A 23,550-nucleotide genomic window follows, 5' to 3' on the forward strand; every position below is an offset into this window, starting at 1 on the left:
TAATCCTCGGCCGACCGAAGGTGCCCCGATATCGCATTCCAGGGCTCAGGCTGAAAGGGTCTAAGTACTACCGGACGCGTGTGTGCGTATGGTTACGTTCCTCTCCGGTGGCACCGGGACACCGAAGCTGGTCGACGGAGTGGAAGCTGTATATTCGCCCGACGAGATAACGATCGTCGCCAACACGGGCGACGATATCGAACTCGGCGGCTTGCTGGTCTGCCCGGACGTCGATACGCTTCTCTTTCAGGGCGGCGACGTGCTCGACCGCGAGACCTGGTGGGGGATCGAGGGCGACACGCACCGAACGAACGCCGAACTCATGGAGATCGCCGATGCGGCTGACCTCCCGGACGGACCGCAGTACCTCTCGGCGGATCGCCAGACTGCGGGTCGGGAAATCGCAAACTGGCGGCGCTTCTCGGGGGGTCGCCGAGTTCATGACGATCGGTGACCGTGATCGCGCCGTCCACATCACGCGAACGAGTCTCCTCGATCAGGGCCACTCGTTGAGCGAGGCCCTGGCCCGACTCTCTTCTGCGTTCGACCTCCCGTTCGATCTCCTTCCGATGAGCGACGACCCGGTCGCCAGCCTCGTCCACACCGAAGACGGGACGATGCACTTTCAGGAATACTGGGTCGATCAGCGCGCCGACCCGACCGTCGAAGACGTCGAATTCCGCGGCTCCGAGGAGGCAAAACCAGCTCCCGGCGTCCTCGAGGCGCTCGAGGAACCAGTCGTCGTCGGCCCGTCGAATCCGGTGACGAGCATCGGGCCGATGCTCGCTATCCCCGGTTTCGTCGACGCGCTCAGCCAGACGACCGTCGTCATCGTCTCGCCGTTCCTCGATGACGAGGCGTTCTCCGGACCCGCCGAAGAGCTGATGGAAGCCGTCGGCGCGGAGCCCTCGACGGCGGGACTCGCGACGACCTATCCGTTCGCCGATGCGTTCGTCGTCGACGAGAACGACGGGACCGAATTCGATCGCCCGACGATCCGGACCGACATCGAGATCGGCTCGAGCGAGGACGCCGAGCGCATCATCCGAACGATCGCCGAGGCCATCGAGACGGTCGAGTGAGCGCGATTATGTTCGACCCACCACTCGCATTGGCAAGTCTCAGCGGGGAGGCGGACGCCGACTGGGCTCGAGCCGGCTCAGAATTCGCCGGGTGTGCGTTCCTCGGCGGCATCGCCATCGACGAACGCTCGCGGACGGGGGCCGGCAAGCTGGTCGATCGAGACCGCGAAGAGTTCCTCCCCGAAGACCCGTTCGCGTTTATCGATAGTCAACTCGAGGCTCTCGAGACGGTCCCGATACGGCCCGCAGTAAACGTCAGGTCCGCAACGAGAGAACCGATAGCGCGTGTCGCCCGCGTCTGTCGAGACCGGGACGCACTGCTCGAAATCAACGCCCACTGCAGACAGGACGAGATGTGCGCCGTCGGCTGTGGCGAACGGCTACTGGCGGATACCGAACGCCTTCGATCGTACGTCGAGACCGCGGTCGAGACGGGAGCCGCGGTCGGCGTCAAGGTCCGGACGGAAGTACCGGGCGTCGATCTGCCGGCGCTCGCGAACGAATTCGAGACCGCCGGCGCGACGTTCGTTCACGTCGATGCGATGGACTCGGAGCACGTGATCGCCGACGTGGCCGAACGGACGGACCTGTTCGTCATCGCGAACAACGGCGTCCGAGACGACGAAACGGTCCGCGAGTACGTCGAATACGGCGCGGACGCGGTCAGCGTCGGCCGTCCCAGCGACAATCCCGTCGTACTCGAGCGGGTCCGAAGCGCCGTCGATACCCACCTCGGTCTCGAGTCGAATTCGATCGAGTCCTGAGAACGAACACCAGCACCAGAAGCGGAATCTGGGAGATAAACGCCTGATAGGCGATACTTCCAGCCATGAACGTCACGTTTTCCTGGCTGATTCCCCTGACCACCGTTTCGGCGAACGACCGCCCCCGCTGGAACGCGCTCGTTTCTCCGCGGCTATCGCTCATACCGAACGCTCGACACCGACGAAAAAACGGAGACGCTTGCGAGAACCGATGACGATCGAACGAACCGCGTCTCGAACCCGTTCCGATCGTCCAGCAAGTCCTAAGCCGACAGCCGACAGATTCGAACGTAGTGCATATGCGAAGTGCTTCCCAGAACGCGGAACTCGCGCTGTTGCTCGAGGTCTGTGGAACGCCGAAACCGGGGAACGTCGACCGGTCGCGGGACCTCGATGACCTGCTCTTCGAACACTTTTTGGCGGGTGCCGTCGCTCTCAGCGCGGACTTCGGATGGCCGAATCGGGAGAGCCGATCGGCCGGTCGTTCGAGCGGAGCGTCGAGGGGATGGCCGAACAGGGCGGCGGGAATACCCAGTTCGGCGCGCTGTTGTTGCTCGTCGCGCTCGTCAAAGCTTCGGACGACGGCGTCTCGCGATCCGCGGTCGAATCGGTCGTCGAGGACACCACCGTCGCGGATGCAAAAGGGTTTTACCGGGCGTTTGAACACGTCGATGTCTTCGTTTCCGAACCGCCCGCCGAACTCGAGGCCCTCGACGTTCGTCGGGGCGACGACGCGATTCCGGCGCTCGAGGCGCGCGGACTGACGCTGCTCGACGTGATGGATCGAAGCGTTCCCGGCGACGACGTGGCTCGCGAGTGGGTTACCGGATTCGAGCGATCGTTCGACGCGGCCAACCGACTCGCCGAAGCAACCGGGCCGGTTGCGGATCGGGCTGCGACGGTGTTTCTTTCCGTCCTCGCGGATCGTCCAGACACGCTCGTTGCGGGTCGCCACGGCGATTCCGTCGCGGCCGAAGTGACGGAACGAGCCGCCGTACTGGTCGAATCAGGCCCAATCGAGGCGAATCGGGACGCGGTCGAATCGTTCTCCGACGAACTCGTCTCCCGGGGTGTGAATCCGGGGACGACGGCGGATTTGACCGCCGCCGGACTGTTCATCGCGCTCGAGAACGAACTGATCGAACTATGAGCGGTGCTGACGGAGACGGCGACCAGGTCGACCGGACGAGCGGGTCAGAAGAGAGAGCGGACTGGCCGGTCACGCTCGAGGGAGTCACGGAGACGGTCGTCACCACGCTCGGGCCGAACGGCCGCTGGAACGCGGCTGCGCTCGGACTGTTCGCCGAAGCGGACGAGAGCGCAGGAGAGGACGACAGGTCGGATGACATCGAGTGCCCCGAAAATGCGATTACCGTGTCTGCGCGCACGTGGGGGAACACGCGGACCCGGCGGAACTTCCACAGGCAGGGGACGGGATACGTGCAGTTTACGCGCGATCCCGTCGACTTCGTCGATGCCGCTCTCTCGATTTCCGAACTCGAAGAGCCCGTCCTCGAGTCGACCGACGCGTGGGTTCGAGTTTCGGTCGAGCAAACCGATACCGGAAGCGAGGACGGCACCCGCTGGGAAGAATGGCAGGTTCGGCCCTCGAGTCGACGGTCGAAACCGAGACGGTACCGACGATAAATCGAGGATTCGGTGCCGTCATCGAAGCGACCGTCGCCGCGTCCAGACTCGACGTCGACGGGTACGACGAGTCCGTCCTTCACGACCGACTCGATCACTACGCATCGGTCGTCGAACGAGCCGGAAGCGACCGGGAACGGGAAGCGCTGTCTCGGGTACGCGAACTCGCGGAGTGGTAGGACCGTCCTGCCCGAGAGTAACAGGACACCAGCGGCCCGATCCCCAACCGTTCGACCAGCGGTTCCAGCGAATTCTCGTCGCCCCCGCACACTCGAATTTAAATGCGATTAGGCGGGACCCCTCCCGTAGATGAGGTTTCATTTCAGAACCGCGACGAGTGTGTTTCGGAAAACGCTCCCGTTCGTGATGCTTCGGCTTGGTATCGGACTGCTTTGTGGGCTTCTCGCCGTCGTCTACTTCGGGGCCATCGCCTGGTTCGGGCGCAGACTGCTCGAGTCGGGGTCGATTTCCGAATTCGTCGCGGTCGTCGGCCTGGTCCTCTCTATCGGACTGTTCGTAGCGGGGTGGCGACTGGTCAGCAGGTATGTACTGTATCTCGTCAAAGTAGCTCATATCGCAGTCATCGCTCACGTTATCGAAACCGGCGAGGTTCCCTCGAATCAGATCCAGTATGGAAAGTCGCAGGTGAGCGAGCACTTTACCGAAGCGAGCGCACTTTTTGCCGTCGACCAGCTGATCAAAGCGGTCATTACCCAGTTCAACGGGGCGGTCGTCTCGTTCTCGAGTCTGGTTTCTGTCGTTCCAAATCTGCAGAAACTCGTTCAGCTTCTCGGAAAGGCGATTGCGATCGCGGCGTCGTATATCGACGAAGCAATCATCGCATACATGTTCACGAATAGCGACCAAAATCGGTGGCGCTCGGCCAGAGACGGGGTGGTCCTCTACGGCAAGAACTGGAGGCCGGTGCTCGGGTCGACGCTGTTGATCGTCGTTGGAATGTACGCCGTGGCTTTCGTACTGGCTTTGGCGCTGATACCGGTTGCAACCACTCTCGGAAGTGTTTCCGGCCAGTACCAGCTACTAGGATGGGCGGTCGTCGTCGGGACGATTGTGACTATCTACACCGGATTTCTCAAACCGTGGGTCAAGACCGTCGTCATCACCACCTTCCTCCTCGAGTCCCGAGAAACGCAGCCCGACAGCGAAATGATGGACAGAGTTGCGGAACGATCGGAAAAGTTTCAGGAACTCGCCGGAAAGGCGGACGGGCGATCGGCTGAGGAGGGTTCTCAGCCACCGAGCGAGAGTATCGCCAGCGGAGACGGGATCCGATAGTCGCGTCCTTCGGTCGAACGAAAAGGGAGTCAATTAAGGCCCTCTAGACGGAAACCCCTCTATGGCAATCAAACCGGCCTACGTCAAAAAGACGGGAGCGCTCCTGTTAGAGCAGTACCCGGACGCGTTCACGACTGACTTCGAACAGAACAAAGATAGCGTCGATAAGCTCACGAACATCGAATCGAAGGGCGTTCGGAACCGGATTGCGGGCTACGTCACGCGAAAGAAGAGCGGAAAGGTCGCTGCCTGAATTTTTCGAGGTGTTATCGCGACGACTACTCTAGTACCGGAGAGTGGTTTCACTATCCATCCGAATGTCGTCCTACCCGGTGAGAAACGTCACAGCGGTCGTCTGTTATTCACCCGAACCGACTCGAGGGCCCCGTTCGATCACGGAGCCGGCCGATCAGTGCTCGTGATCGTCGCCGCCGAATCCGGGCTCCATATACGCGCCAGCAAACAGCGCGACGACGCCGATCCCGACACCGAACGTCAGGATGATGACCCCCTCGAGTATCGGGTCATCACCGGTGACGAGCATTCCCATCTCCGTGTAGCCGTCGACAGCGGCCAGGAGACCGATCAAGATACTCACGACACCGACGGCAGCCGCTCCGATACCGAATCCGCCGCTAAACGGTCCGACACCGGCCGAGTCAGAGGTCGAACCGCTCATTTGGACCACCCGGTCGAGCGATGGGTGGCAACTCGAGTGTCGATCGAATCCGTGTCATCGGCGGGCGACATCGTCATAACTGAACGATTCGGGCGCAGATTGTGTTCCATTGGTCGTACTGTTTGGCTACGTTTTCTTAATATCTTCTATGCTCGTCTCGTGGTCCCGGGTCGAACTCCCCAAAAGTCGACCAAATCAATTTTCGCTGACAGTAGCGTGCGAGGGAAATCCAAACGGTTTTGCGCGCACAAACCCGAGGTGCGGAAAATGACTGTACGTGTAGGAATTCTCGGTGCAACCGGCGCCGTCGGACAGCGGTTGATTCAGCTCCTTGACCCACACCCATCCTTCGAAATCGCGGCATTGACCGCGAGCGCGTCGAGTGCCGGTCGCTCCTACCGCGACGCCGCGAAGTGGCGCGTCGACTCGCCGATCCCTGCCGACGTTTCGGATATGACCGTGACTGGAACTGATCCGGACGAAGTTCCCGACGACATCGACCTCATATTCTCGTCTCTCCCCTCGAGCGTCGGTGCCGAAGTCGAACCGGAGTTCTGTGAGGCGGGCTACGTCCTCTCTTCGAACTCATCGAACGGGCGGATGGATCCGGACATCCCACTGGTGATCCCCGAAGTCAACGCAGAACACGTCGATCTCCTCGAAGTCCAGCGCGAGGAACGCGGCTGGGACGGCGCAATGCTCAAGAACCCGAACTGTTCGACGATCACTTTCGTTCCGACGCTCGCGGCGCTCGCACAGTTCGGGCTCGAGAAGGTCCACGTCTCGACTCTGCAGGCCGTTTCGGGGGCGGGCTACGACGGTGTGACATCGATGGAGATCATCGACAACGCGATCCCGCACATCGGGGGCGAAGAAGACAAACTCGAGACCGAATCGCGGAAACTGCTCGGCGAGTTCGACGGCGTCGAACTCGCGAACAACAGCGTCGAGGTCGCGGCCTCGTGTAACCGGATTCCGACCATCGACGGCCACCTCGAGAACGTCTGGGTCGAAACGGAGGAGGATATCACGGCCGAAGACGCCGCAGAGGCGATGCGGTCGTATCCCTCGCTGGATCTCCGATCCTCGCCCGATCAACTCATTCACGTCTTCGAGGAGCCGGACCGACCACAGCCGCGAATGGATCGCACCCTCGGCGGCGGCATGGCCATCGCCGCGGGCGGCATTCGCGAGTCGCCGTTCGGTCTGCAGTACAACTGTCTCGCACACAACACCATCCGCGGTGCCGCCGGAGCGAGCGTGCTCAACGGCGAACTGTTGCTCGAGAACGGGTTTCTGTAAGCACAAACGGCGTGGGAATTCGACCAGAGTACCGTTCTACTCGTCGAAGTACTCCTACTGTGGAAGCGAAACGACGGGAATGGACGCCTCCCTGACCAGCCGCCGAGCAACGTCTCCCGTAAGCAACTCCGTGATTCGGTTCCCGCTTCGGGGAATAAAGGCGATCGCATCGGCGTTTTTCTCCTGTGCCCCGTCGAACACCGTCTCGACGACATCGGTTCCGTAAAGGACGTCCGTCTCGATATCCCCGGGGGCGTCCGCGAGAGCGCCGCGTGCCGCTTCGAAAATTTCCTCGGCGTACTCCTGACGTTGACCCATCGGTGCCTTGTCTATCCCTCCGCCTGCCTTCTCGATCACGTTCACCAGTGTGACCGTCGCGGTCGGCTCGAGGCGCGGAGCGAGCGCGCTCGCAGTCCGCTCGGCGTCGTCGGGGTCCGCCAGCGGTACCACGATCGTCCCCTCGAACGTCAGTGTCATCGGCTCACCTCGTCGAACGAAGCAGGTCGGCGCGTGAGGCGTCGTGTCTGTGGGTCGGTCTGTCGGCCACTCATTAGAAAGGAGTTCGTCCTAGACGGTTATAAAAGCAATCGAGCGGAGCCGGTCGACGGGCGTTCGTGTTACTCGCTGCTGAGATCTGCATCGACGCGAAGTTCAGAATCGGTTACCGTCGCGACGTTGTCTGCCGGGACCTTGATGTCATCCTCACCCGCTTCTCCGAATCCGAGGCTCTGTATCCACGCGTTCGTGAGTTTCGGCTCGGGATCGACGTATGCGAACTGTTCGATCGCATCGACCTCCGTGACGATACCGATCTGTTCGCCGCGGACATCCATGAGGAACTTGCCTTCGTCTTCCGTCGAGAGAACCGTCATATTCGTCGTACTGTTTCGCCTATGTCACTAAATACATTGTGGAGTCGTCTCTGCAAGGATTCCCCCCTCCGCTCGCCACGAACGTCTCATAGGGTCGGTTGTCCCTGTTTACCAGTTCGTCGCCAGAGGGGGGTGGCGAACGACCGGAAATAACTGACAACCGACCCTATCAAGTCACAACGTGACGTGATTCTCGAGTTCGGCGTCCCATCCCGACTCTGCGATTCGTGTCGCGTTCGTCGCGACGATTTCCGCAAGTCGCTCGTAGTACTGGGGAGTGTGGCCGGCGTTGTGGGGCGTAATCTGGACGTTCCCGAGGTTCCACAGCGGGTGTTCTTCGGGAAGCGGCTCGGGGTCGGTCACGTCGAGCGACGCGCCTCGAATCCAACTCGAGCGCAGTGCATCGACCAGTTCGTCCGTTTCGATGACCGGTCCGCGCGCGACGTTTACGATAACGGCATCGGGATCGAGGGTGAGGAACTCGTCGTGACCGACCAGTCCTCGAGTGTCGTCGGTGAGTGGGCACGCGAGTACGAGGTAGTCGGTCTCGGAGAGTGCATCGTGGAACGCGTCAGCTTCGAACCCGATCACGTCGTCGGTCGGACCGCCCTTTTCGAGAGAGTATCGAACGCCGACCGTGTCGACGTCGAACGGCTCGAGCCGTCGGCAGACGGCCTCCCCGATCGCACCCAGACCGACGATAGTAACCGTCGAACCGCACAATTCGTGGGCCTGGTAGTGTCGCCACTCCCGCCGTCGTTGGCGGCGCTCGCCTTCGTGGAACCGGCGAGTAAAGTACAGTATCGAACCGAGCACGTGCTCGCCGATGTTCGGGCCGTGAACGCCCGAGGCGTTGGTCACCGTTACGCCCCTGTCGCGGAGTTCCTCGAGTGGAAGGTGACCGGTTCCCGCGTACGCGCAGGCGAACACCTCGAGGTTTTCAGCGTGTTCCAGTAGTTCCGAATCGAGCGTCATTCCGGTAACGAACGTCGCGTCGCGAATCTTCTTCCGTTCCGCCGCCGGCGTTCGGGCGAGTTCGACGGTTCGATTTGGGAGGCGGTCACGTAGCGTCTCAACGTACTGCTCGACGGGCATACCGTGCGTTCCTTGGCGAAGAACGAGAACGTCGAATTCGTCGGCCATATCCGTGCTGTTGGGTGGTATCCCCAAAAACGTTCGTTCCCATCCGACAATCGGATACTGTTCGTTGGGACGCTCTATCAACAATGCTGAACCACAGGATAGCGAATACGAATTTCAGGCAGTTTAATATGGCTCGCTGAGTCCGAACGGAGTATGGAACACGTCGACGTCGCGATTATCGGTGGTGGTCCCGCTGGTGCGAGCGCGGCCGAGCGGGCCGCCTACCACGACGCGGAGACCGTCCTGTTCGAACAGGGCGTCCCACGAGAGGACCGTGCGGAAGCCGGTCCCGATTCGACCGACGCCGCGGGGATGCTCGATTACTGGATCGATATCATGGACTTCGAGTTTGAAGAGATCCCAGACGAAGTCGTCCACCGGGAGCTCGATGGAACAGATTTCGTCGGACCCAGTTCGTCAGTGGAGTTGAACACGACCGGGATGGACGCCACCTATCAGAAATTCGGATACACCTTCCACCGTGCCCGAATGGACGACTGGCTCCACGAACGCGCCATCGATGCCGGTGCGGACCTGCGCGTCGGGACCAGCGTCAAATCGATCGATACCGATCTCTCCGGCCCATCACACACGCTGGCGCTCTCGAGCGGCGACGAGGTCGGAGCGGAGTACGTCGTTCTCGCCGACGGCCCACAGCGCCGGGTAACCCTCGATGCACTCGATCAGTTCACGAAACCCGGCTCGAGTATTTCCGAACAACTCTCGCCGCCCGAAGCGAACCATATTGCCTATCAGGAGTACCGAGAGTTCCCCGAGGAACTGTTCGAATCGGATCGACTCAAATTCTGGTGGGGCTACATGCCCGGCGAGACTGCGTACCCGTGGGTCTTCCCCAACGACGGAACGGTCGCCCGCGTTGGCCTCACGATGCCCATCGGAATGACCCTCGACGACGTCGACAACCCCGAGTCGTACAAGCTTCTGAAAGCCACCGACAATGGCATCCCGACCGGTTCGGAGTACATTCGCCGACTGCTCGAGCTCGAGTACGGCGACGAGTACGACATCGAGGAGGATTTCCCGATCGTCGAAGATCGGGGCAAGTCCAAGGGAACCGAGACGTATCCGATTTCGTCGACCCGGCCGGTCGAGTCACCCGTCGGCGCGAACATCGCTGTCGCGGGCGGCGCGATGGGAACGACCTCGGCGTTCCACGAAGGCGGCTACCACGTCGCCGTCCGAACCGGCAAAATCGCGGGTCGACTCGCCGCGACGGACTCGCTCGGGAACTACAACGACGTCTGGAAACGCGCGATCGGCGACGAAATCCGCCGGAACGTCGCGTTCGCCGATATCGTCGCCGACTACGAACCGGACGACTGGGATTGGGCATTCGAAACGGTACGCGAGATGCAGGGCTCGAGCGGCGGAGACTCGATCATTTCGAAGAAGTATTCCGCCGGAATCGGCGCGGCGAAAATCCTCGCGGCGTACAAGAAACGGAAGTTCGCGTACCGGAACGGAAACTACGTTCAGTTCAGCGAGGACGAATACATCTACTGAGTTCGGTTCGTTTTAGAGAGCGACGCTGGGACGACAGCTCGGTCCGCCGGCGGCTCCGTTGTTCGTTCCCGCGGTCACGCAATAGCCTTTAAACGCACGCGGACGCTACTGTCACATGCGTGCCTCAAGTCCCCGTCCGAGCTTACCCATTCGGGTGCGATGATAGAACGGCGAACCCGGGCGCGCGACACACGTTGGTGGTGCGTTTCATCACCGGTCTGGCGGTCCAAACCGCCACACGGATGGTGAGGCCGTCTAACTCACCCGCCCGGCACGAGGGTTAGCCAGCCGACGCGGCATGCCGCCACGGGATGAGGCTGGACGTTAGTGTTCCGGGTGACACTATTCATACCGGTTCGATACTATCCGAACGAGGGGTGTGCGTTCGTCACTGTTACTCGGCAGGTTCGGGCGTCGAAACCTGCACACGATCCTCGAGGACCGCCTGGTCCGGTAATTCGGGGTTCGGCTCTCGGCCGAGCGTGAGCAGTCGTTCGGTGAGCGTGAGTTCGTCGGCGCTGGGACTCGGTTTCTCGATCGCCTCGTGTTCGACGACGACGCCCTCGGATTCGGCGGCGATACGGACCGCACAGAGCTGATACGATGGATAAAACACCGGCGGGAGAAGCCCAGTCACACCGTCTCGACGGTGGAGCCGCTTTAACCAGGTGCCGGTGTTAACGAGCAATCCGCCGTCGATCTCTCGGACGTCGGGACGGTGGGTGTGTCCGTAACAGAATATCGTCGTCTCTGGATCGTCGTCGAAGACGTCTCGAGCGGCCTCCTCGTACGATGCGACGGGATCGACCGTCATCTCGGTATCCATAATCCCGAAGCGATCGATGGTCTTCTTGATATCGCGCTGTAGGAAGTACAGCGGAATCCCGACCAGGAGCAACAAGCCAGTGACGACGACGTTTATCGCGAGCACGTACCAGGCCGCCGTGCCGGCGGTACCGAACTGTCCGAGAAATGCGGTCGCTTCCTCGACGGGCGTCGACCAGACGCCGGCGAGATCGAGTCCCGCGAGGATCGCTAAAATCGCACTTACGTTGAACAACAGGAGGAACGGAACCATCGCGTACCGGATAAGCGGGTTCATCTCGCGGTAGAAGTACTTCGAAATGAGCCAGATCGGCATCCACTCGGTCGGCGTGACGGCCTGGACGTCCTTCAGCCAGTTATACCGTCCTCGGTCGGACACCTGGCCGGCGCGGCTCGTCACGAGCGTGTTATAATAGTATCCGAGCGGCGACGCGTGTGGATTTCCCCAGTCTTCGATACGGTTGTTCGGGTCCTGCTGGTGTCCGTGTTCGAAGTGAATTGCCTGCTCTCCGACGGGCCGGTTGATCGACTGGTCTTGAACGAGATCGATGTTATACTCGGCAAGCCGTTCGACGTATCCGTCGTAGGCGGCCAGTTCGTGGTCGTGATTTCCCGGCAACAGCGTGATCGGCGTGTTCTCGCCGGTCGCACGAAACTGCTCGAACAGCTCCGGATACGCACCTTTTAGCGCGTCGAACTTTTCGATTCCCTCGATGCGAGTGAATTCCCAGAGACCGAACGCGTCACCGTTTATTATCAGTTCGGCGTTCTCGTCGGTCCGCTCGAGACGTTCGAGAAACGAGAGGAGTTCGTCCAGAAACGCAGCCTCCTCGAGTTGCTCGTCGCCCCCGAGATGAATGTCGCTGATAACGTAGTAGACGCGATCGTCGTCACCGTCGACCATTGGGCGACGGTTTCGGGGCTCTCTTTAAAAATATTCGTACCCGGCGGCGTATATGGGTTCTCGAGCGCGAACATCGAATGGCTATGGTCGTCTCGCCGACCGCAGAACATGGTCGGCACGCTCCCGCCAATCGAAAATGTGGTGTCTTATTCACGTCTCCGGATTCGAATGCGTCTAGTATCGATGGCCGACATATCGACGACGCGACGACGGTTCTGTACGACATCGCTCGCGACGGTCGGGGGCGTTTCCGTTGCTGGCTGTCTGGGCGGCGTCTTCAGTGACCCCGACCCTGCCGACGGAAGCGGCGGCGTAACTGATCCGGAGGAATGGATCGACGGAGACGAAATCCACCTGCTCGGATACGCCAGACACTGGGAGGGAGTCGAGCCGGCGGACCTCATCGACGGCATCGAAAATCCCACGCTCGTCCTCGAGGCGGGATCGACCTACGAGATCAGCTGGGAGAACGCGAAAGGTATGCGACACAACCTCGAAATCTGGGACGAGAGCGGGGAAATCGTAGACGACTACGCGACGACAGGCGTGGAATCCGAGGGTGAGACCGAAACGCTCGAGGTTGAAGCGAGCGAGGCGATGGAACAGTACGTCTGTTACTATCACAACGGACATCAGGTCGGCGAAATCGATGTTATTGTGAAGTAAGCTACTCCGTCATCCTCGAACATCGGTCGATTGTGTTATTCGGGCAGAGTTTCAGGTCCAGAAACCGTTACTGAATGTTGATATGGTGGTAACACCTAGCCAGCCCCATGAGCTATTTCAGCCGCCTCAAGACCGGCTTCGTCCTGTCGGTTGCCAGCCTTCGAGTACTTCGATCTCACCCAAAACTCGCGTTGTACCCGCTCGTGAGCGGAATCGCGTCGGCCGTATTCATGGCTGCACTACTCGGACCGCTCTTTCTGGCCAGCGAGATGTCGCTCGGTGGCATCGAGATTGCGGTCTTGTTCGTCGTCTATCTCGGCACGACGTATATCACCGCGCTGTTCAACGCCGGACTGGTCTACTCCGTCGGAGAGGTCTTTCACGGAAACGACCCCCACATCGGGGATGGTCTGCGAGCCGCATCACGAAAGTCGGGAACGTTGCTCATCTGGTCGGTCGTGAGCGCAATCGTGGGTATCTTCATCCAGGCGCTCGAGTCTCGCGGCGGAGTCGGTGCGCAGATTGCCGCGATGATATTCAGCGTCGGTTGGGCCGTCGCGACGTTCTTCGTCATCCCGATTATCGTTTTCCAGGACGACGTATCTGCGACTTCGATGTTTACCGAGAGCGCATCGACGTTCAAAGAGACGTGGGGAGAAACCGTTGGGACCAAAGTTGGACTGGGAATCATCCCTGCACTCATCATGATTCCCGGCATCGTCCTCGCGGTTGGGATCATCGCTGTCTCCCAGAGCCTGGCAATGGTCGCGATTGCCCTCGCCATTGCCGTTTCGTTCGGCGTCCTCTCGATGCTCGTCGGCGGTGTCATTACCGGCGTTGCGAAGACAGCGCTCTACGTTTACGCCACCGAAGATCTCAAACCGGAGGAGTTCAACCAGTTCGACTTCGATTCCATGTTCGAACCGTCGAGCGGAGACACGCAGGACAAATCACGCGGTTCGGGCGGTATACAGGGAACGAAACGTGGAATTTAGCTCGTTCAAGGCGGATTTTCTGAAGTAGAAAAACCGGGCTCCTTTTCATATCAGTCCCGAAACGATAACTTACCAGTGAGTGAGGACTGCGACCTGACGGAATTGCTCGCTGTTCTCGACGACGAGTACGCACGAGCGATCCTCACCGAAACGAGCGTCGAACCCATGTCAGCCAGTACATTGAGCGACCGGTGTGACGCTTCATTGCCGACGATTTATCGTCGACTCGATCGGCTCACGGAGTGTCAACTCATCACCGAAGAAACAGAACTTGCACAGGACGGAAACCACTTCAGCGTCTACTCGGCCAATCTCGACAGCCTCGAGCTTTCACTCGAGGAAGGTGAGTTCTCTCTCGACCTCTCCTATCGCGATCAGGACGTTGCAGATAAGTTCACACAGATGTGGGAGGGGATGCGATGAGCCAGAACGTCGTCAGGCTCGACGAAGCACCACTGTTCGAGATACTGACGGTCGCAAGTCTCTTTCTCGTCGCCCTCGTCGGCACGGTCATCGCCTACCAGGCGTTCCGAGGGTACAGACGAAACGACAGCATGTCGATGCTGTACCTTTCGATCGGTCTTCTGTTACTCACGTTGTTCCCGTTCCTGATCAACGTCTTCATCACGACGGTTATCAGCCCGTCGCAGGTCGTCACCGTGTTCTTCGAGAACACGAGCCGGTTGCTCGGATTGTTGTCCATCATGTATTCGCTGTACGGGCGACACTGACACCGCCTTCGAGTTATGACGTGGGTTCGATTTTTCCGGGTGAGAGACGTGCCCGCCAGCAAGCGGTGCTGGCGAATTGGGTTACAGTCTCGACGTGAACAGATCTGTTCGAGTTAGCACTGAAATTCAGTCGGTTTGATGGAGTATGAGTGGCCCCGGTTGGGAATCGTCGAAATGTCAGAGGTGATTGTCAGAGGCACCTCCCAACCGAGTTGATGATCGAGGAACACGGTCCTTCAGAGCCGGACATCGCGCCCTCGTTCGATGATTGACTCATATAATAGTAATCCCACAACACGATTTTCTGGATCAGAAAACGCTCTTGATAACTATTTATAAACGTCTCGAAGGTGTCTTCCCGTTTATCCGTCGACGCGCTTGAGGAGACCCGTGAATACCTTGAAGCCTCCGACGACGAGATCTCGGGCTACCGGTGCACCGTCGTACAACCAGAGCAACCCGGCAAACACCCCGAGTCCGAGTTGGCCCCAGAGATACGTCGACGGATCACTTGAGAACAGCTCAGCCTGGTACTGATCGAACAGGATCGAAAATTGCTCGAGAAAACCGTGATTGTGCCCGCCGTCTGCAACCGTTACGACCGGCCACAGCATCAATTCGTAGTGAACGACATCTTCACGAACGTACGCGTCAAACACGTCCGACGGTAAATGGAGGAGATAGGCGAGTCCAAACGCGATCCCAGTTCGGGAACGCCCCACCGACCGTGTCCCGATACCGACGACTATCGCGAGCGGGATCGCAAAAAAGATCGAATGCCCGATGGCATACCCCGCCTCGAACACGCCGAACTCCCACGAGAGCGGCTTATCGATGAGGTCCGGGAGAACGGACGCGAAAACAGCGGCGAACGCCTCGAGACCGCCCGGCGAGTCACGATAATAGACGTGACAGAAGAGCGAATACGCCACATATCCAACGATTGCGTGTTCCCAGGGCCACATAGCGGATGGATGCAGTGAGTTGGGATTAGTTATGCATCGCCTGTCAACCGGAAATAGTCACTGACGAACCCGACCTACCGCTCGAGCGCTACGCAACTGCCACGACAAATCGAATCGATGGACGGCCTACTGCCCTCAGTCCGATCGATCCATTCGGTTCTCGTTACGATACTTACGCTCGTGATCTTTCGATACGACTTTCGGGGACCGGCCCGGACAGTGGCGTATGGACCGTGCGGGATTCGTCAAGCTCTCCGTCATCGCGTTCGGCCTCGTCATCTTCAGTTTCTTCGTCCGCGGGTTCAGCCAGTTGCTTTTCGGTCGCGAGATTGCCGAGATTCTCCAGGCCCCGATCGCCGTCATCGGGTTTTCGCTTCTCGTGTACCTGTTCGTCCGTGCGACGCTCGACGCAGTAGGGCTCTGGACCGTTGAAAAAGGCGACGCATAACGGAAGGAAACCGTTTTTCGCGATGCCCACATTAGCAGCGGTATGAGTATTCAGGAACGGGAGGTATCCGAACTCGGCCCCGACGAGCGTGTCGCCTTTTTCGAACGCGACGCCGGCGTCGAGTCCGTCCGTTCGGACGTTCGAGATATCGTCGAACGAGTGCACGAAGAAGGCGATGTCGCCGTTCGCGAGTTCACCGAGCAGTTCGACGACGTCTCGGTCGGAAACCTTGAGATTACGGACCAGTGTGAGCGCGCGTACGACGACCTCGATGGCGAACTACTCGAGGCAATCGATACCGCCGCCGCGAACGTCCGGGAGTTTCACGAGGCACAACTCCCTGAAGACTGGCGCGAGTCCTTCGACGACGGACGAGAACTCGGCAGGCGATTCCGTCCGATCGACCGCGTCGGCGTGTACGTGCCCGGCGGGAGCGCAGCCTACCCCTCGAGCGCGATCATGGGTATCGTTCCGGCCGTCGTCGCCGGTGTCGACCACGTCTCGGTGGTCACGCCCCCAGCGGAACAGATCAGTCCAGTAACGCTCGCGGCGATTCACGCCGCGGGTGCGGATGCCGTCTACAGCGTCGGCGGCGCACAGGGCATCGCAGCACTGGCTTACGGGACCGAGTCGGTTACTCGCGTCCAGAAAATCGTCGGCCCCGGAAACCGATGGGTAACGGCGGCCAAAGCCGAGGTCCGTGGTGACGTTGCGATAGATTTCCTGGCCGGGCCCAGTGAGGTCGTCGTCATCGCGGACGACACTGCCGACCCACAGTTCGTCGCGTCGGAACTAATCGCCCAAGCCGAACACGACGCCAACGCATCCGTCGTCGCAATCACCGATGATGAGACGACCGCCGAAGCCATCACCGAAGCGCTCGAGCGTCAAGCGGACGAGCGCGAGCGCGAAGAAACGATCCGATCAGCGCTCTCGAACGACGCGAGCGGCGTCCTGCTCGCGCGGTCGATGAGCGAAGCGATTCTGTTCACCGAAGAGTACGCCCCCGAACACCTCTCGATTATCGCCGACGACGATGAGGAACTCCTCGAGCGGATCGACAGTGCCGGAAGCGTCTTCCTCGGACCTCACACACCGGTTGCGGCGGGAGATTATGCTAGCGGAACGAACCATGTGCTCCCAACCAACGGCGGCGCACGCGTGACCGGCGGACTCTCGGTCGAAACATTCGTTCGGTCGACGACCGTCCAGCGGCTCTCCGAAACCGGACTCGAGAATCTAGAAAAGACCATCACAACGCTGGCGACAGCAGAGGGGCTCGAGGGCCACGCCGAGAGCGTCCGGATGCGATTCGATCACGAGTAATCTTTCAAAGAACTCTTCAGGGGTTCTCCTTTCGCAATCTGAACACTCTCAACCAGAGAATAGCAGGTGCTGGTTTTACGTGTGAGAATAATGGAGACGAAGACGAGATGCAACCGGACGTCGTCGATCCGACCGATCGGCGGGTGCTCGAACGTAACTACGATTACGCCCAGAAGAACCTCTGGATTCTCTCGATGTGGTACGAGTACGATGTCGAACGGATGGTTGAACTGCTGGCAGTCAACGGCATTCAGCTTTCCCCGAACGACAAAAAACGGTTCGGAGAGTATTACAACGCCGTTCAATCGGATGGTAACAGTACGATCTGATTTTTCATCTAAACTGATAGCCTCTCGAATGGCGTCAACGTTAACATCGTTGCGCGGGAATGGTAGTATATGAGCACCGAAAGTATGGATGGTGGGGACGCGCGACCCCAGATCGAGGTAACCGAGGAAGCCGCAGATCAGGCACGCTCACTGCTCGAGGGGGAAGGGTTAGATGACGATATCGCTGGGCTGCGATTGTTCGTCCAGCAAGGTGGCTGTGCGGGGCTCTCCTACGGGATGCGGTTCGACGACGAACCCGAGGACGACGACACGATATACGAACACCACGACCTGCGTGTCTTCGTCGATCCGGCAAGCCTGAAGTACATCGAAGGAAGCGTTCTCGACTTCGAAAGCGGACTACAAGCCGAAGGGTTTCACGTCGAGAATCCAAATGTCGTCAGCGAATGCGGTTGTGGCGAATCGTTTCGGACGTAAGCCGTTTCGTCGACTACCGGCTCGTTAGATGGCCTCCTCATCTCTCTGTCTCGCGACGGGCGGAAAACGCTTTTAATCAACTATTAGCTCGAGATATAGGTCACTACTCCTCGAGTTCGAACGCGACCGTTACTTCCGCTTGATACTCTCGGCCTTCAGCGTTTGCAATTTCGACGCCGAGTTCGTCGACTTCGATCCAGTACACGTTCTGGAGCGTGTCTTCGGCCCGATCGATCGCATTGTCAGCCGCCGCATCGAAGCTTTCAGTACTCGTCCCGATCAGCGTAATCTTCTTGAAGACCATTGCCTATGCTACTAAGACACAATATCCCTTAAACGTACGGCGAGCGAATTAATCGTCGCCGATGAATCAACGCTTTTGAGGGTTCCGATACCACATTCCGACATGACGACTACTGATGAGTCATGTTCCAAGCCCGCAGTTGGAGAACTCACCCCACCGAATCGGACGCTAATGGGGCCCGGACCGAGCGACGCCAACCCCCGCGTACTTCAGGCGATGAGTACGCCCCTCGTCGGGCACCTTGACCCCTCGTTCGTCGAGATTATGGACGAAGTCCAGGAATTACTGCGGTATACCTTCCAGACAGACAACAAATGGACGATTCCCGTCTCAGGTACCGGCTCGGCCTCGATGGAAGCCGCGATCGGAAACCTCGTCGAACCGGGCGATACGATGCTCGTTCCGACAAACGGATACTTCGGCGGACGGATGGCGTCGATGGCTCGTCGCGCCGGAGGAACCGTCGTTGAAGTCGATGCACCCTGGGGGGAACCGCTCGATCCGAGTACCGTCAAGGAAGCGCTCGCGGAACACGATCCGGACGTCTTCGGATTCGTCCACGCAGAGACGAGTACGGGAGTACTCCAGCCGAACGTTCCCGAACTCACGGCCGCGGCACACGATCACGATGCGCTCGTCATCGCCGACACGGTCACCTCTATCGGCGGTGTCAAACTTCGCGTCGACGAGTGGAACATCGATGTCGCCTACGCTGGCCCCCAAAAGTGTCTCTCCTGCCCGCCCGGTGCGAGCCCCCTCACGCTTTCCGACGAGGCGATGGACAAAGTTCTCGCACGCGAGGAGGAACCCCGATCCTGGTACCTTGACCTTTCATTGCTCGAGGGCTACTGGGGCGAGGAACGCGCGTACCATCACACCGCACCGATCACCAACGTCTACGCACTTCGGGAAGCGCTTCGCCTCGTCGCCGAAGAGGGGATCGAAGCGCGTTGGGCCCGCCACAAACGCCTCGCGGGCGCTCTGAAAGCTGGCGTCGAAGGCATGGGTCTCGAAATGAACGCTCCCGACGAGTACTGGCTCCCAAGTCTGAACGCAGTCCGCGTCCCCGCCGGAATCGACGATGGTGCCGTCTGTGACGCCCTGATCGAACAATATGATCTCGAGATCGCCGGCGGACTCGGTGATCTTTCAGGTGACATCTTCCGTATCGGCTGTATGGGCCACTCCGCTCGACCCGAAAACGTCATTTACGTCGTGACTGCACTCGGCGACGTTCTCGAGTCGATGGGAGCCAATGTCGACCCCGGGGAAGGGGTCACGGCGACGCGTCGCGCTCTCAACACCACTGAATAACCGAAAAACAGTGCCGGACTACGCTGTTGCACGCGGTCCCGGCGGGGCTCGTTCGACCTGATACTCGTCTCCGTCGACCACGATGATCGCCCACTCGTAGTCTGTATTTGTCTGTTTGAGTCGTCTCTCGAGTTCATCTACATCGCTTGGTTGTGCGACGAAACAGTGGAATTCTCCCGATTCGTTCGGGAGGGTTCCTGTCTCGAGGACGGTACTGACGTGGACGACTTTCCATTCTCGCTGGGCTCGAAACTCGGGGCCGTCTCCTTCAACAGTGTATCCGAGCTCTGCGAAGATCGACCTGGCCTGCTCGACGAGTTGCATGTTAACAGGTCCCATTCACTACACTGATACGACGGCACCCGTGATAAAGCTTGGTCTATCCGATACATTCGCCGATAGTAGTGGACGAGTATGGCCTAATTTGTATTAGAATCGCGGAGTAGCTAATAATATCAAGATATCCAATAAGGTTATCGTATAGGTAAGCTATGAATTATCTGTTTGTGATTTTTACTCTCGCTGCTCTTCGTTCGAGATCATGGTTGATTCCTCTGACACGGTGCCCATTCGGTATAGGCGGCTTACCGTCGAAAACTACCGAGACGGACGCCGTGTGAACGAGGATTGCGGAGCTACCGCTCCTCAAGCGTAAATAAAAAAGAGAGCCAACCACGATGGATGACTCTCTTTGGTGCGTAATAAAGTATGAATGGAGGCGGCGAATCAGATTTCCCAGAGGGTCTCCCACTCCAGTACTGACCGAAACGCAGGCAGGCTTATCTTCCGTGTTCGGGATGGGTACGGGAGGAACCCCGCCGCTATGGCCGCCGTAACGCCGAGCTACGGATTCGAACCGCCACACACGCCCACTAACGAGCGTGTGACTCCAGTCTCGGTTACGATGCCGAACCGTGTGTACGTGTAGTCCAGTTCACGCCTGGACCCGTTTCCGGGTCCGTACATGATCCAAATGCGTATGAATGGTGGCTCAATCTGTTAGTGCTCGCGGGCTCAACACCTCGTTGCCTTGGTGCGTACACCCCGAGTCTATCGAACTCGTCTTCTACGAGTGATTTCAGATGGTATCTCTTTTCCAAGTGGGTTTCGAGCTTAGATGCGTTCAGCTCTTACCCCGTGGTGCGTGGCTGCCCAGCACGTGCCCTCTCGGACAACTGGTACACCAGTGGCACCCATTCGTAGTTCCTCTCGTACTATACGAACGTTCTCGTCAGATACCGTAACACCCCCAATAGATAGCAGCCGACCTGTCTCACGACGGTCTAAACCCAGCTCACGACCTCCTTTAATAGGCGAACAACCTCACCCTTGCCCGCTTCTGCACGGGCAGGATGGAGGGAACCGACATCGAGGTAGCAAGCCACCCGGTCGATATGTGCTCTTGCGGGTGACGACTCTGTTATCCCTAAGGTAGCTTTTCTGTCAGCAATTGCCCGCATTAAGCAGGCTAATTGGTTCGCTAGACCACGCTTTCGCGTCAGCGTCGATTGTTGTGCTCGACACTGTCAGGCTTCCTTATGCTCTTGCACTCTTACTCGGGTCTCCGACCCGAGTGAGGAAACCTTGGGGCGCGCTCGATATCTTTTCAAGCGCGTACCGCCCCAGTCAAACTGCCCGGCTACCGGTGTCCTCCGCCAGGAGTGAGAGTCGCAGTCACCATCGGGTAGTATTTCAATGATGCCTCGGTGGCCCGCTAGCGCGGGTACCTGTGTAGTGGCTCCTACCTATGCTGCACAATGGCGACCACGTCTCAGCGACAGCCTGCAGTAAAGCTCTATAGGGTCTTCGCTTCCCCTTGGGGGTCTCCAGACTCCGCACTGGAATGTACAGTTCACCGGGCCCAACGTTGGGACAGTGGCGCTCTCGTTGATCCATTCATGCAAGCCGCTACTAAAGCGGCAAGGTACTACGCTACCTTAAGAGGGTCATAGTTACCCCCGCCGTTAACGGGTCCTTCGTCTCATTGTACTGAGTGTTCAGATACCCGCACTGGGCAGGATTCAGTGACCGTACGAGTCCTTGCGGATTTGCGGTCACCTATGTTGTTACTAGACAGTCGGAGCGCCCGAGTCACTGCGACCTGCCTCTCTCCGAGGCAGGCATCCCTTATTGCGAACGTACGGGACTAACTTGCCGAATTCCCTAACGTCGGTTGATCCCGACAGACCTTGGCTTTCGCCGCCACGAGTACCTGTGTCGGATCTCGGTACGGACAGTGTGATCGTCTTTTCACGGGCTCCAGATTGACCCAGCTTGCGGCATCCCACCATTCATCCGCTTCGTGCCATTACGGCTTCCACGGATTTCGATGGTTACACCGGGCGAATGCCCGGCCTGGGCGGCTCCAAAGCGTCGACTTCTAATTCACACTGGCATAGGAATATTAACCTATTTCCCTTTTGTCTCGTTCGAACTGCGGCGAGACTTAGGACCGGCTAACCCTCAGCTGATCAGCATTGCTGAGGAACCCTTACTCGTTCGGCCGTCGGGGTTCTCACCCGACTAACGCTGCTACTATGACCAGAATTTTCGTTACTGAACGGTCCACACGAAATCTCTTCCATGCTTCCATCCGAACAGTACGCCAACCTACGGAATCACACCTGTAAGGTGTGTCGCTCGGTCTCGGTGGTGGACTTGAGCCCCGATCATTTTCAGCGCGCCGAACCTCGGCCGGTAAGCTGTTACGCTTTTCTTAGAGGGTAGCTGCTTCTAAGCTCACCTCCCGGCTGTCTAGGGCTCGGCACCACTTTCGATCGCACTTAGTCCACACTTGGGGACCTTAACCCAGCTCTGGGTTGTCTCCCTCACGGTACACAGGCTTACCCCGCGCACCGGACTCCTCACGTCAACAGCGTTCGTAGGTTCGGAGTTGGACAGGGAGGCGAACTCCTCTCGGAGGCCGGTCTCCCAATCCGTCGCTCTACCCCACAAACTACCTCGGTGAAGGTCATGCTTCGACATGTTTCGGTTGGAACCAGCTGTTTCCGGACTCGATGGGCCTTTCACCCCTACACATAAGTCACGAGAGGGTATTGTAGGACACCAACTCTAACGGACCTCCACGTGCCTTTCGGCACGCTTCGTCCTGCTCATGCGTAGATCGTCCGGTTTCGGGTCGTGTCCGAGTGGCTCCCCGCGCTTGAACACGGTGACCCTGGTGCAAAGCACTGCGGTCATATCGGTTTCCCTATGCCTTCCCTGATGATCAGGTTAGACTCGCCAATCAGACACACTCTCTGGTTCGTTTTTCAAAACGTACGACAGAACACCGGCTTCCGACACTGCTTACTACAGGTTCGCACCTGATTCATTGTGTGTCGGACCTTGTGTGCCCTGTCGTTCTATCGCCAACTGATTTCACGCCCTATTACACCTCCCTTCTTGGGGTGCTTTTCAGCGTTCGCTCACGCTACTTGTTCGCTATCGGTCTCAAGGAGTATTGAGTCTTTGCGGTCAATGCCCGCAACATTCACGAGGAATATCCAATCCCCGCTACTCTGGAGCTGACGCACATCGTACTTCTTGACGGTACGGGACTGTCACCCTGTTTCGTACTCCGTTCCAGGAGATTTCTCATCAAGTTTCGGATGCTGAATGTCAGTCCGAACACCACATTGCCCGTAAGGGCTTCGGTTTGGACTGTGTCGGGTTCACTCGCCGTTACTAACGACATCGCGGTTGCTTTCTTTTCCTGTCGATACTAAGATGTTTCAATTCTCGACGTTCCCCATTGCGCGAAGCAATTGCGGTGGGGATTCCCATTCGGAGATCCTGAGTTCTTCGCCTCCGTGCGGCTCCCTCAGGCTTTTCGCAGCTTGGCACGTCCTTCTTCAGCTCTTGAGCCGAGCGATCCACCAGCTGGCACAGTAGCCACGTTCTTTCGGATCAGTAGTGACCCGGGAACGGGTCCAGTGGACGCCTGGACTACACGTACACACGGTCTCATCTGCACGCCCGTAGACAGCGGGCCTG

Annotated in this window: 22 protein-coding genes, 2 rRNA genes and 3 pseudogenes; 17 read left to right on the top strand and 10 right to left on the bottom strand. The window is 58.9% G+C overall.

The features are described 5' to 3' along the window. Window positions 1-88 precede the first annotated feature (88 nt). From cofD to ACYQ14_RS01585, 6 genes and pseudogenes are all read left to right on the top strand, one after another. Window positions 89-1,082: pseudogene (cofD, locus tag ACYQ14_RS01560) on the top strand (2-phospho-L-lactate transferase). Window positions 1,083-1,090: 8 nt separating this feature from the next. Further along, complete coding sequence (locus tag ACYQ14_RS01565) at window positions 1,091-1,846, top strand: tRNA-dihydrouridine synthase (RefSeq protein WP_459884162.1); 756 nt, start codon at window positions 1,091-1,093, stop codon at window positions 1,844-1,846. Window positions 1,847-2,145: 299 nt separating this feature from the next. Next, window positions 2,146-2,996: pseudogene (locus ACYQ14_RS01570) on the top strand (triphosphoribosyl-dephospho-CoA synthase). Next, window positions 2,993-3,672 (top strand): annotated as a pseudogene (locus tag ACYQ14_RS01575) (DUF447 domain-containing protein). Before ACYQ14_RS01570 ends, ACYQ14_RS01575 begins: the two co-directional pseudogenes overlap by 4 nt. A 130-nt stretch (window positions 3,673-3,802) precedes the next feature. Next, entirely contained in the window at window positions 3,803-4,789 is a 987-nt protein-coding gene (locus ACYQ14_RS01580; RefSeq protein ID WP_459883521.1) for a hypothetical protein, read from the top strand. 61 nt (window positions 4,790-4,850) lie between these two features. After that, window positions 4,851-5,042 carry a 30S ribosomal protein S17e gene (locus ACYQ14_RS01585; RefSeq protein WP_283838739.1) on the top strand — a complete coding sequence of 64 codons (192 nt, stop codon included), beginning with the start codon at window positions 4,851-4,853 and terminating at the stop codon, window positions 5,040-5,042. Between the two features lie 156 nt (window positions 5,043-5,198). Here the strand turns inward: ACYQ14_RS01585 and ACYQ14_RS01590 are convergent, their stop codons facing one another. Beyond that, window positions 5,199-5,468: a hypothetical protein gene (locus ACYQ14_RS01590; protein WP_459883525.1), complete on the bottom strand. Its 270-nt coding sequence runs from the start codon at window positions 5,466-5,468 to the stop codon at window positions 5,199-5,201. Between the two features lie 267 nt (window positions 5,469-5,735). Between ACYQ14_RS01590 and asd the strand changes: the two genes are divergently transcribed. Next, window positions 5,736-6,770, top strand: a complete 1,035-nt coding sequence (asd, locus tag ACYQ14_RS01595) for an aspartate-semialdehyde dehydrogenase (protein ID WP_459883527.1) — start codon at window positions 5,736-5,738, stop codon at window positions 6,768-6,770. 54 nt (window positions 6,771-6,824) lie between these two features. On the opposite strand, the gene ACYQ14_RS01600 is transcribed toward asd, so the two are convergent. The 3 genes from ACYQ14_RS01600 to ACYQ14_RS01610 form a co-directional block, all read right to left on the bottom strand. Next, window positions 6,825-7,247: a universal stress protein gene (locus tag ACYQ14_RS01600; protein ID WP_459883529.1), complete on the bottom strand. Its 423-nt coding sequence runs from the start codon at window positions 7,245-7,247 to the stop codon at window positions 6,825-6,827. A 140-nt stretch (window positions 7,248-7,387) separates the two neighbouring features. Further along, on the bottom strand, window positions 7,388-7,642 hold the full coding sequence (locus tag ACYQ14_RS01605) for a hypothetical protein (protein WP_283838743.1): 255 nt from the start codon (window positions 7,640-7,642) through the stop codon (window positions 7,388-7,390). 174 nt (window positions 7,643-7,816) lie between these two features. Next, a complete protein-coding gene (locus ACYQ14_RS01610) occupies window positions 7,817-8,785 on the bottom strand; it encodes a D-2-hydroxyacid dehydrogenase (protein ID WP_459883531.1) in 969 nt (322 codons plus the stop codon). Window positions 8,786-8,938: 153 nt separating this feature from the next. Here ACYQ14_RS01610 and ACYQ14_RS01615 point away from each other — a divergent pair, with 153 nt between their 5' ends. Then, a complete protein-coding gene (locus tag ACYQ14_RS01615; protein ID WP_459883534.1) occupies window positions 8,939-10,309 on the top strand; it encodes an NAD(P)/FAD-dependent oxidoreductase in 1,371 nt (456 codons plus the stop codon). Window positions 10,310-10,703: 394 nt separating this feature from the next. Here the strand turns inward: ACYQ14_RS01615 and ACYQ14_RS01620 are convergent, their stop codons facing one another. After that, window positions 10,704-12,038 (bottom strand): metallophosphoesterase, encoded by a 1,335-nt coding sequence (locus ACYQ14_RS01620; protein WP_459883537.1) that lies wholly within the window; start codon window positions 12,036-12,038, stop codon window positions 10,704-10,706. Window positions 12,039-12,221: 183 nt separating this feature from the next. Here ACYQ14_RS01620 and ACYQ14_RS01625 point away from each other — a divergent pair, with 183 nt between their 5' ends. The 4 genes from ACYQ14_RS01625 (at window position 12,222) to ACYQ14_RS01640 (ending at window position 14,430) form a co-directional block, all read left to right on the top strand. Then, on the top strand, window positions 12,222-12,704 hold the full coding sequence (locus ACYQ14_RS01625) for a hypothetical protein (protein WP_459883539.1): 483 nt from the start codon (window positions 12,222-12,224) through the stop codon (window positions 12,702-12,704). 107 nt (window positions 12,705-12,811) lie between these two features. After that, window positions 12,812-13,699, top strand: coding sequence for a DUF6159 family protein (locus tag ACYQ14_RS01630; protein WP_459883542.1), 888 nt, complete (start codon window positions 12,812-12,814; stop codon window positions 13,697-13,699). A 75-nt stretch (window positions 13,700-13,774) separates the two neighbouring features. Next, window positions 13,775-14,122, top strand: coding sequence for a helix-turn-helix domain-containing protein (locus ACYQ14_RS01635; protein ID WP_459883545.1), 348 nt, complete (start codon window positions 13,775-13,777; stop codon window positions 14,120-14,122). Then, a complete protein-coding gene (locus tag ACYQ14_RS01640) occupies window positions 14,119-14,430 on the top strand; it encodes a DUF7521 family protein (RefSeq protein ID WP_459883547.1) in 312 nt (103 codons plus the stop codon). The genes ACYQ14_RS01635 and ACYQ14_RS01640 overlap by 4 nt, the downstream gene beginning before the upstream one ends. Window positions 14,431-14,792: 362 nt before the next feature. Here the strand turns inward: ACYQ14_RS01640 and ACYQ14_RS01645 are convergent, their stop codons facing one another. Continuing rightward, window positions 14,793-15,395, bottom strand: a complete 603-nt coding sequence (locus ACYQ14_RS01645; RefSeq protein ID WP_459883550.1) for a metal-dependent hydrolase — start codon at window positions 15,393-15,395, stop codon at window positions 14,793-14,795. Window positions 15,396-15,621: 226 nt separating this feature from the next. Here ACYQ14_RS01645 and ACYQ14_RS01650 point away from each other — a divergent pair, with 226 nt between their 5' ends. From ACYQ14_RS01650 to ACYQ14_RS01665, 4 genes are all read left to right on the top strand, one after another. Beyond that, window positions 15,622-15,843: a hypothetical protein gene (locus ACYQ14_RS01650; protein WP_459883553.1), complete on the top strand. Its 222-nt coding sequence runs from the start codon at window positions 15,622-15,624 to the stop codon at window positions 15,841-15,843. 42 nt (window positions 15,844-15,885) lie between these two features. Further along, a complete protein-coding gene (gene hisD / locus ACYQ14_RS01655) occupies window positions 15,886-17,169 on the top strand; it encodes a histidinol dehydrogenase (RefSeq protein WP_459883556.1) in 1,284 nt (427 codons plus the stop codon). Between the two features lie 107 nt (window positions 17,170-17,276). Beyond that, window positions 17,277-17,498 carry a hypothetical protein gene (locus tag ACYQ14_RS01660; protein ID WP_459883558.1) on the top strand — a complete coding sequence of 74 codons (222 nt, stop codon included), beginning with the start codon at window positions 17,277-17,279 and terminating at the stop codon, window positions 17,496-17,498. A gap of 69 nt (window positions 17,499-17,567) precedes the next feature. Next, entirely contained in the window at window positions 17,568-17,936 is a 369-nt protein-coding gene (locus tag ACYQ14_RS01665) for a HesB/IscA family protein (RefSeq protein ID WP_283838755.1), read from the top strand. Window positions 17,937-18,039: 103 nt separating this feature from the next. On the opposite strand, the gene ACYQ14_RS01670 is transcribed toward ACYQ14_RS01665, so the two are convergent. Next, window positions 18,040-18,240 carry a dodecin gene (locus tag ACYQ14_RS01670; protein ID WP_459883561.1) on the bottom strand — a complete coding sequence of 67 codons (201 nt, stop codon included), beginning with the start codon at window positions 18,238-18,240 and terminating at the stop codon, window positions 18,040-18,042. 102 nt (window positions 18,241-18,342) lie between these two features. On the opposite strand from ACYQ14_RS01670, the gene ACYQ14_RS01675 reads away from it, so the two are divergent. Further along, window positions 18,343-19,554, top strand: a complete 1,212-nt coding sequence (locus ACYQ14_RS01675) for a pyridoxal-phosphate-dependent aminotransferase family protein (protein WP_459883563.1) — start codon at window positions 18,343-18,345, stop codon at window positions 19,552-19,554. An 18-nt stretch (window positions 19,555-19,572) separates the two neighbouring features. On the opposite strand, the gene ACYQ14_RS01680 is transcribed toward ACYQ14_RS01675, so the two are convergent. The 3 genes from ACYQ14_RS01680 to ACYQ14_RS01690 form a co-directional block, all read right to left on the bottom strand. Continuing rightward, on the bottom strand, window positions 19,573-19,878 hold the full coding sequence (locus ACYQ14_RS01680; protein WP_283838760.1) for a DUF7116 family protein: 306 nt from the start codon (window positions 19,876-19,878) through the stop codon (window positions 19,573-19,575). A gap of 389 nt (window positions 19,879-20,267) precedes the next feature. Then, window positions 20,268-20,389 (bottom strand): 5S ribosomal RNA (rrf, locus tag ACYQ14_RS01685). Between the two features lie 146 nt (window positions 20,390-20,535). Then, window positions 20,536-23,457 (bottom strand): 23S ribosomal RNA (locus ACYQ14_RS01690). Window positions 23,458-23,550: the final 93 nt, after the last annotated feature.

The sequence above is a fragment of the Halostagnicola bangensis genome, assembly GCF_054653435.1.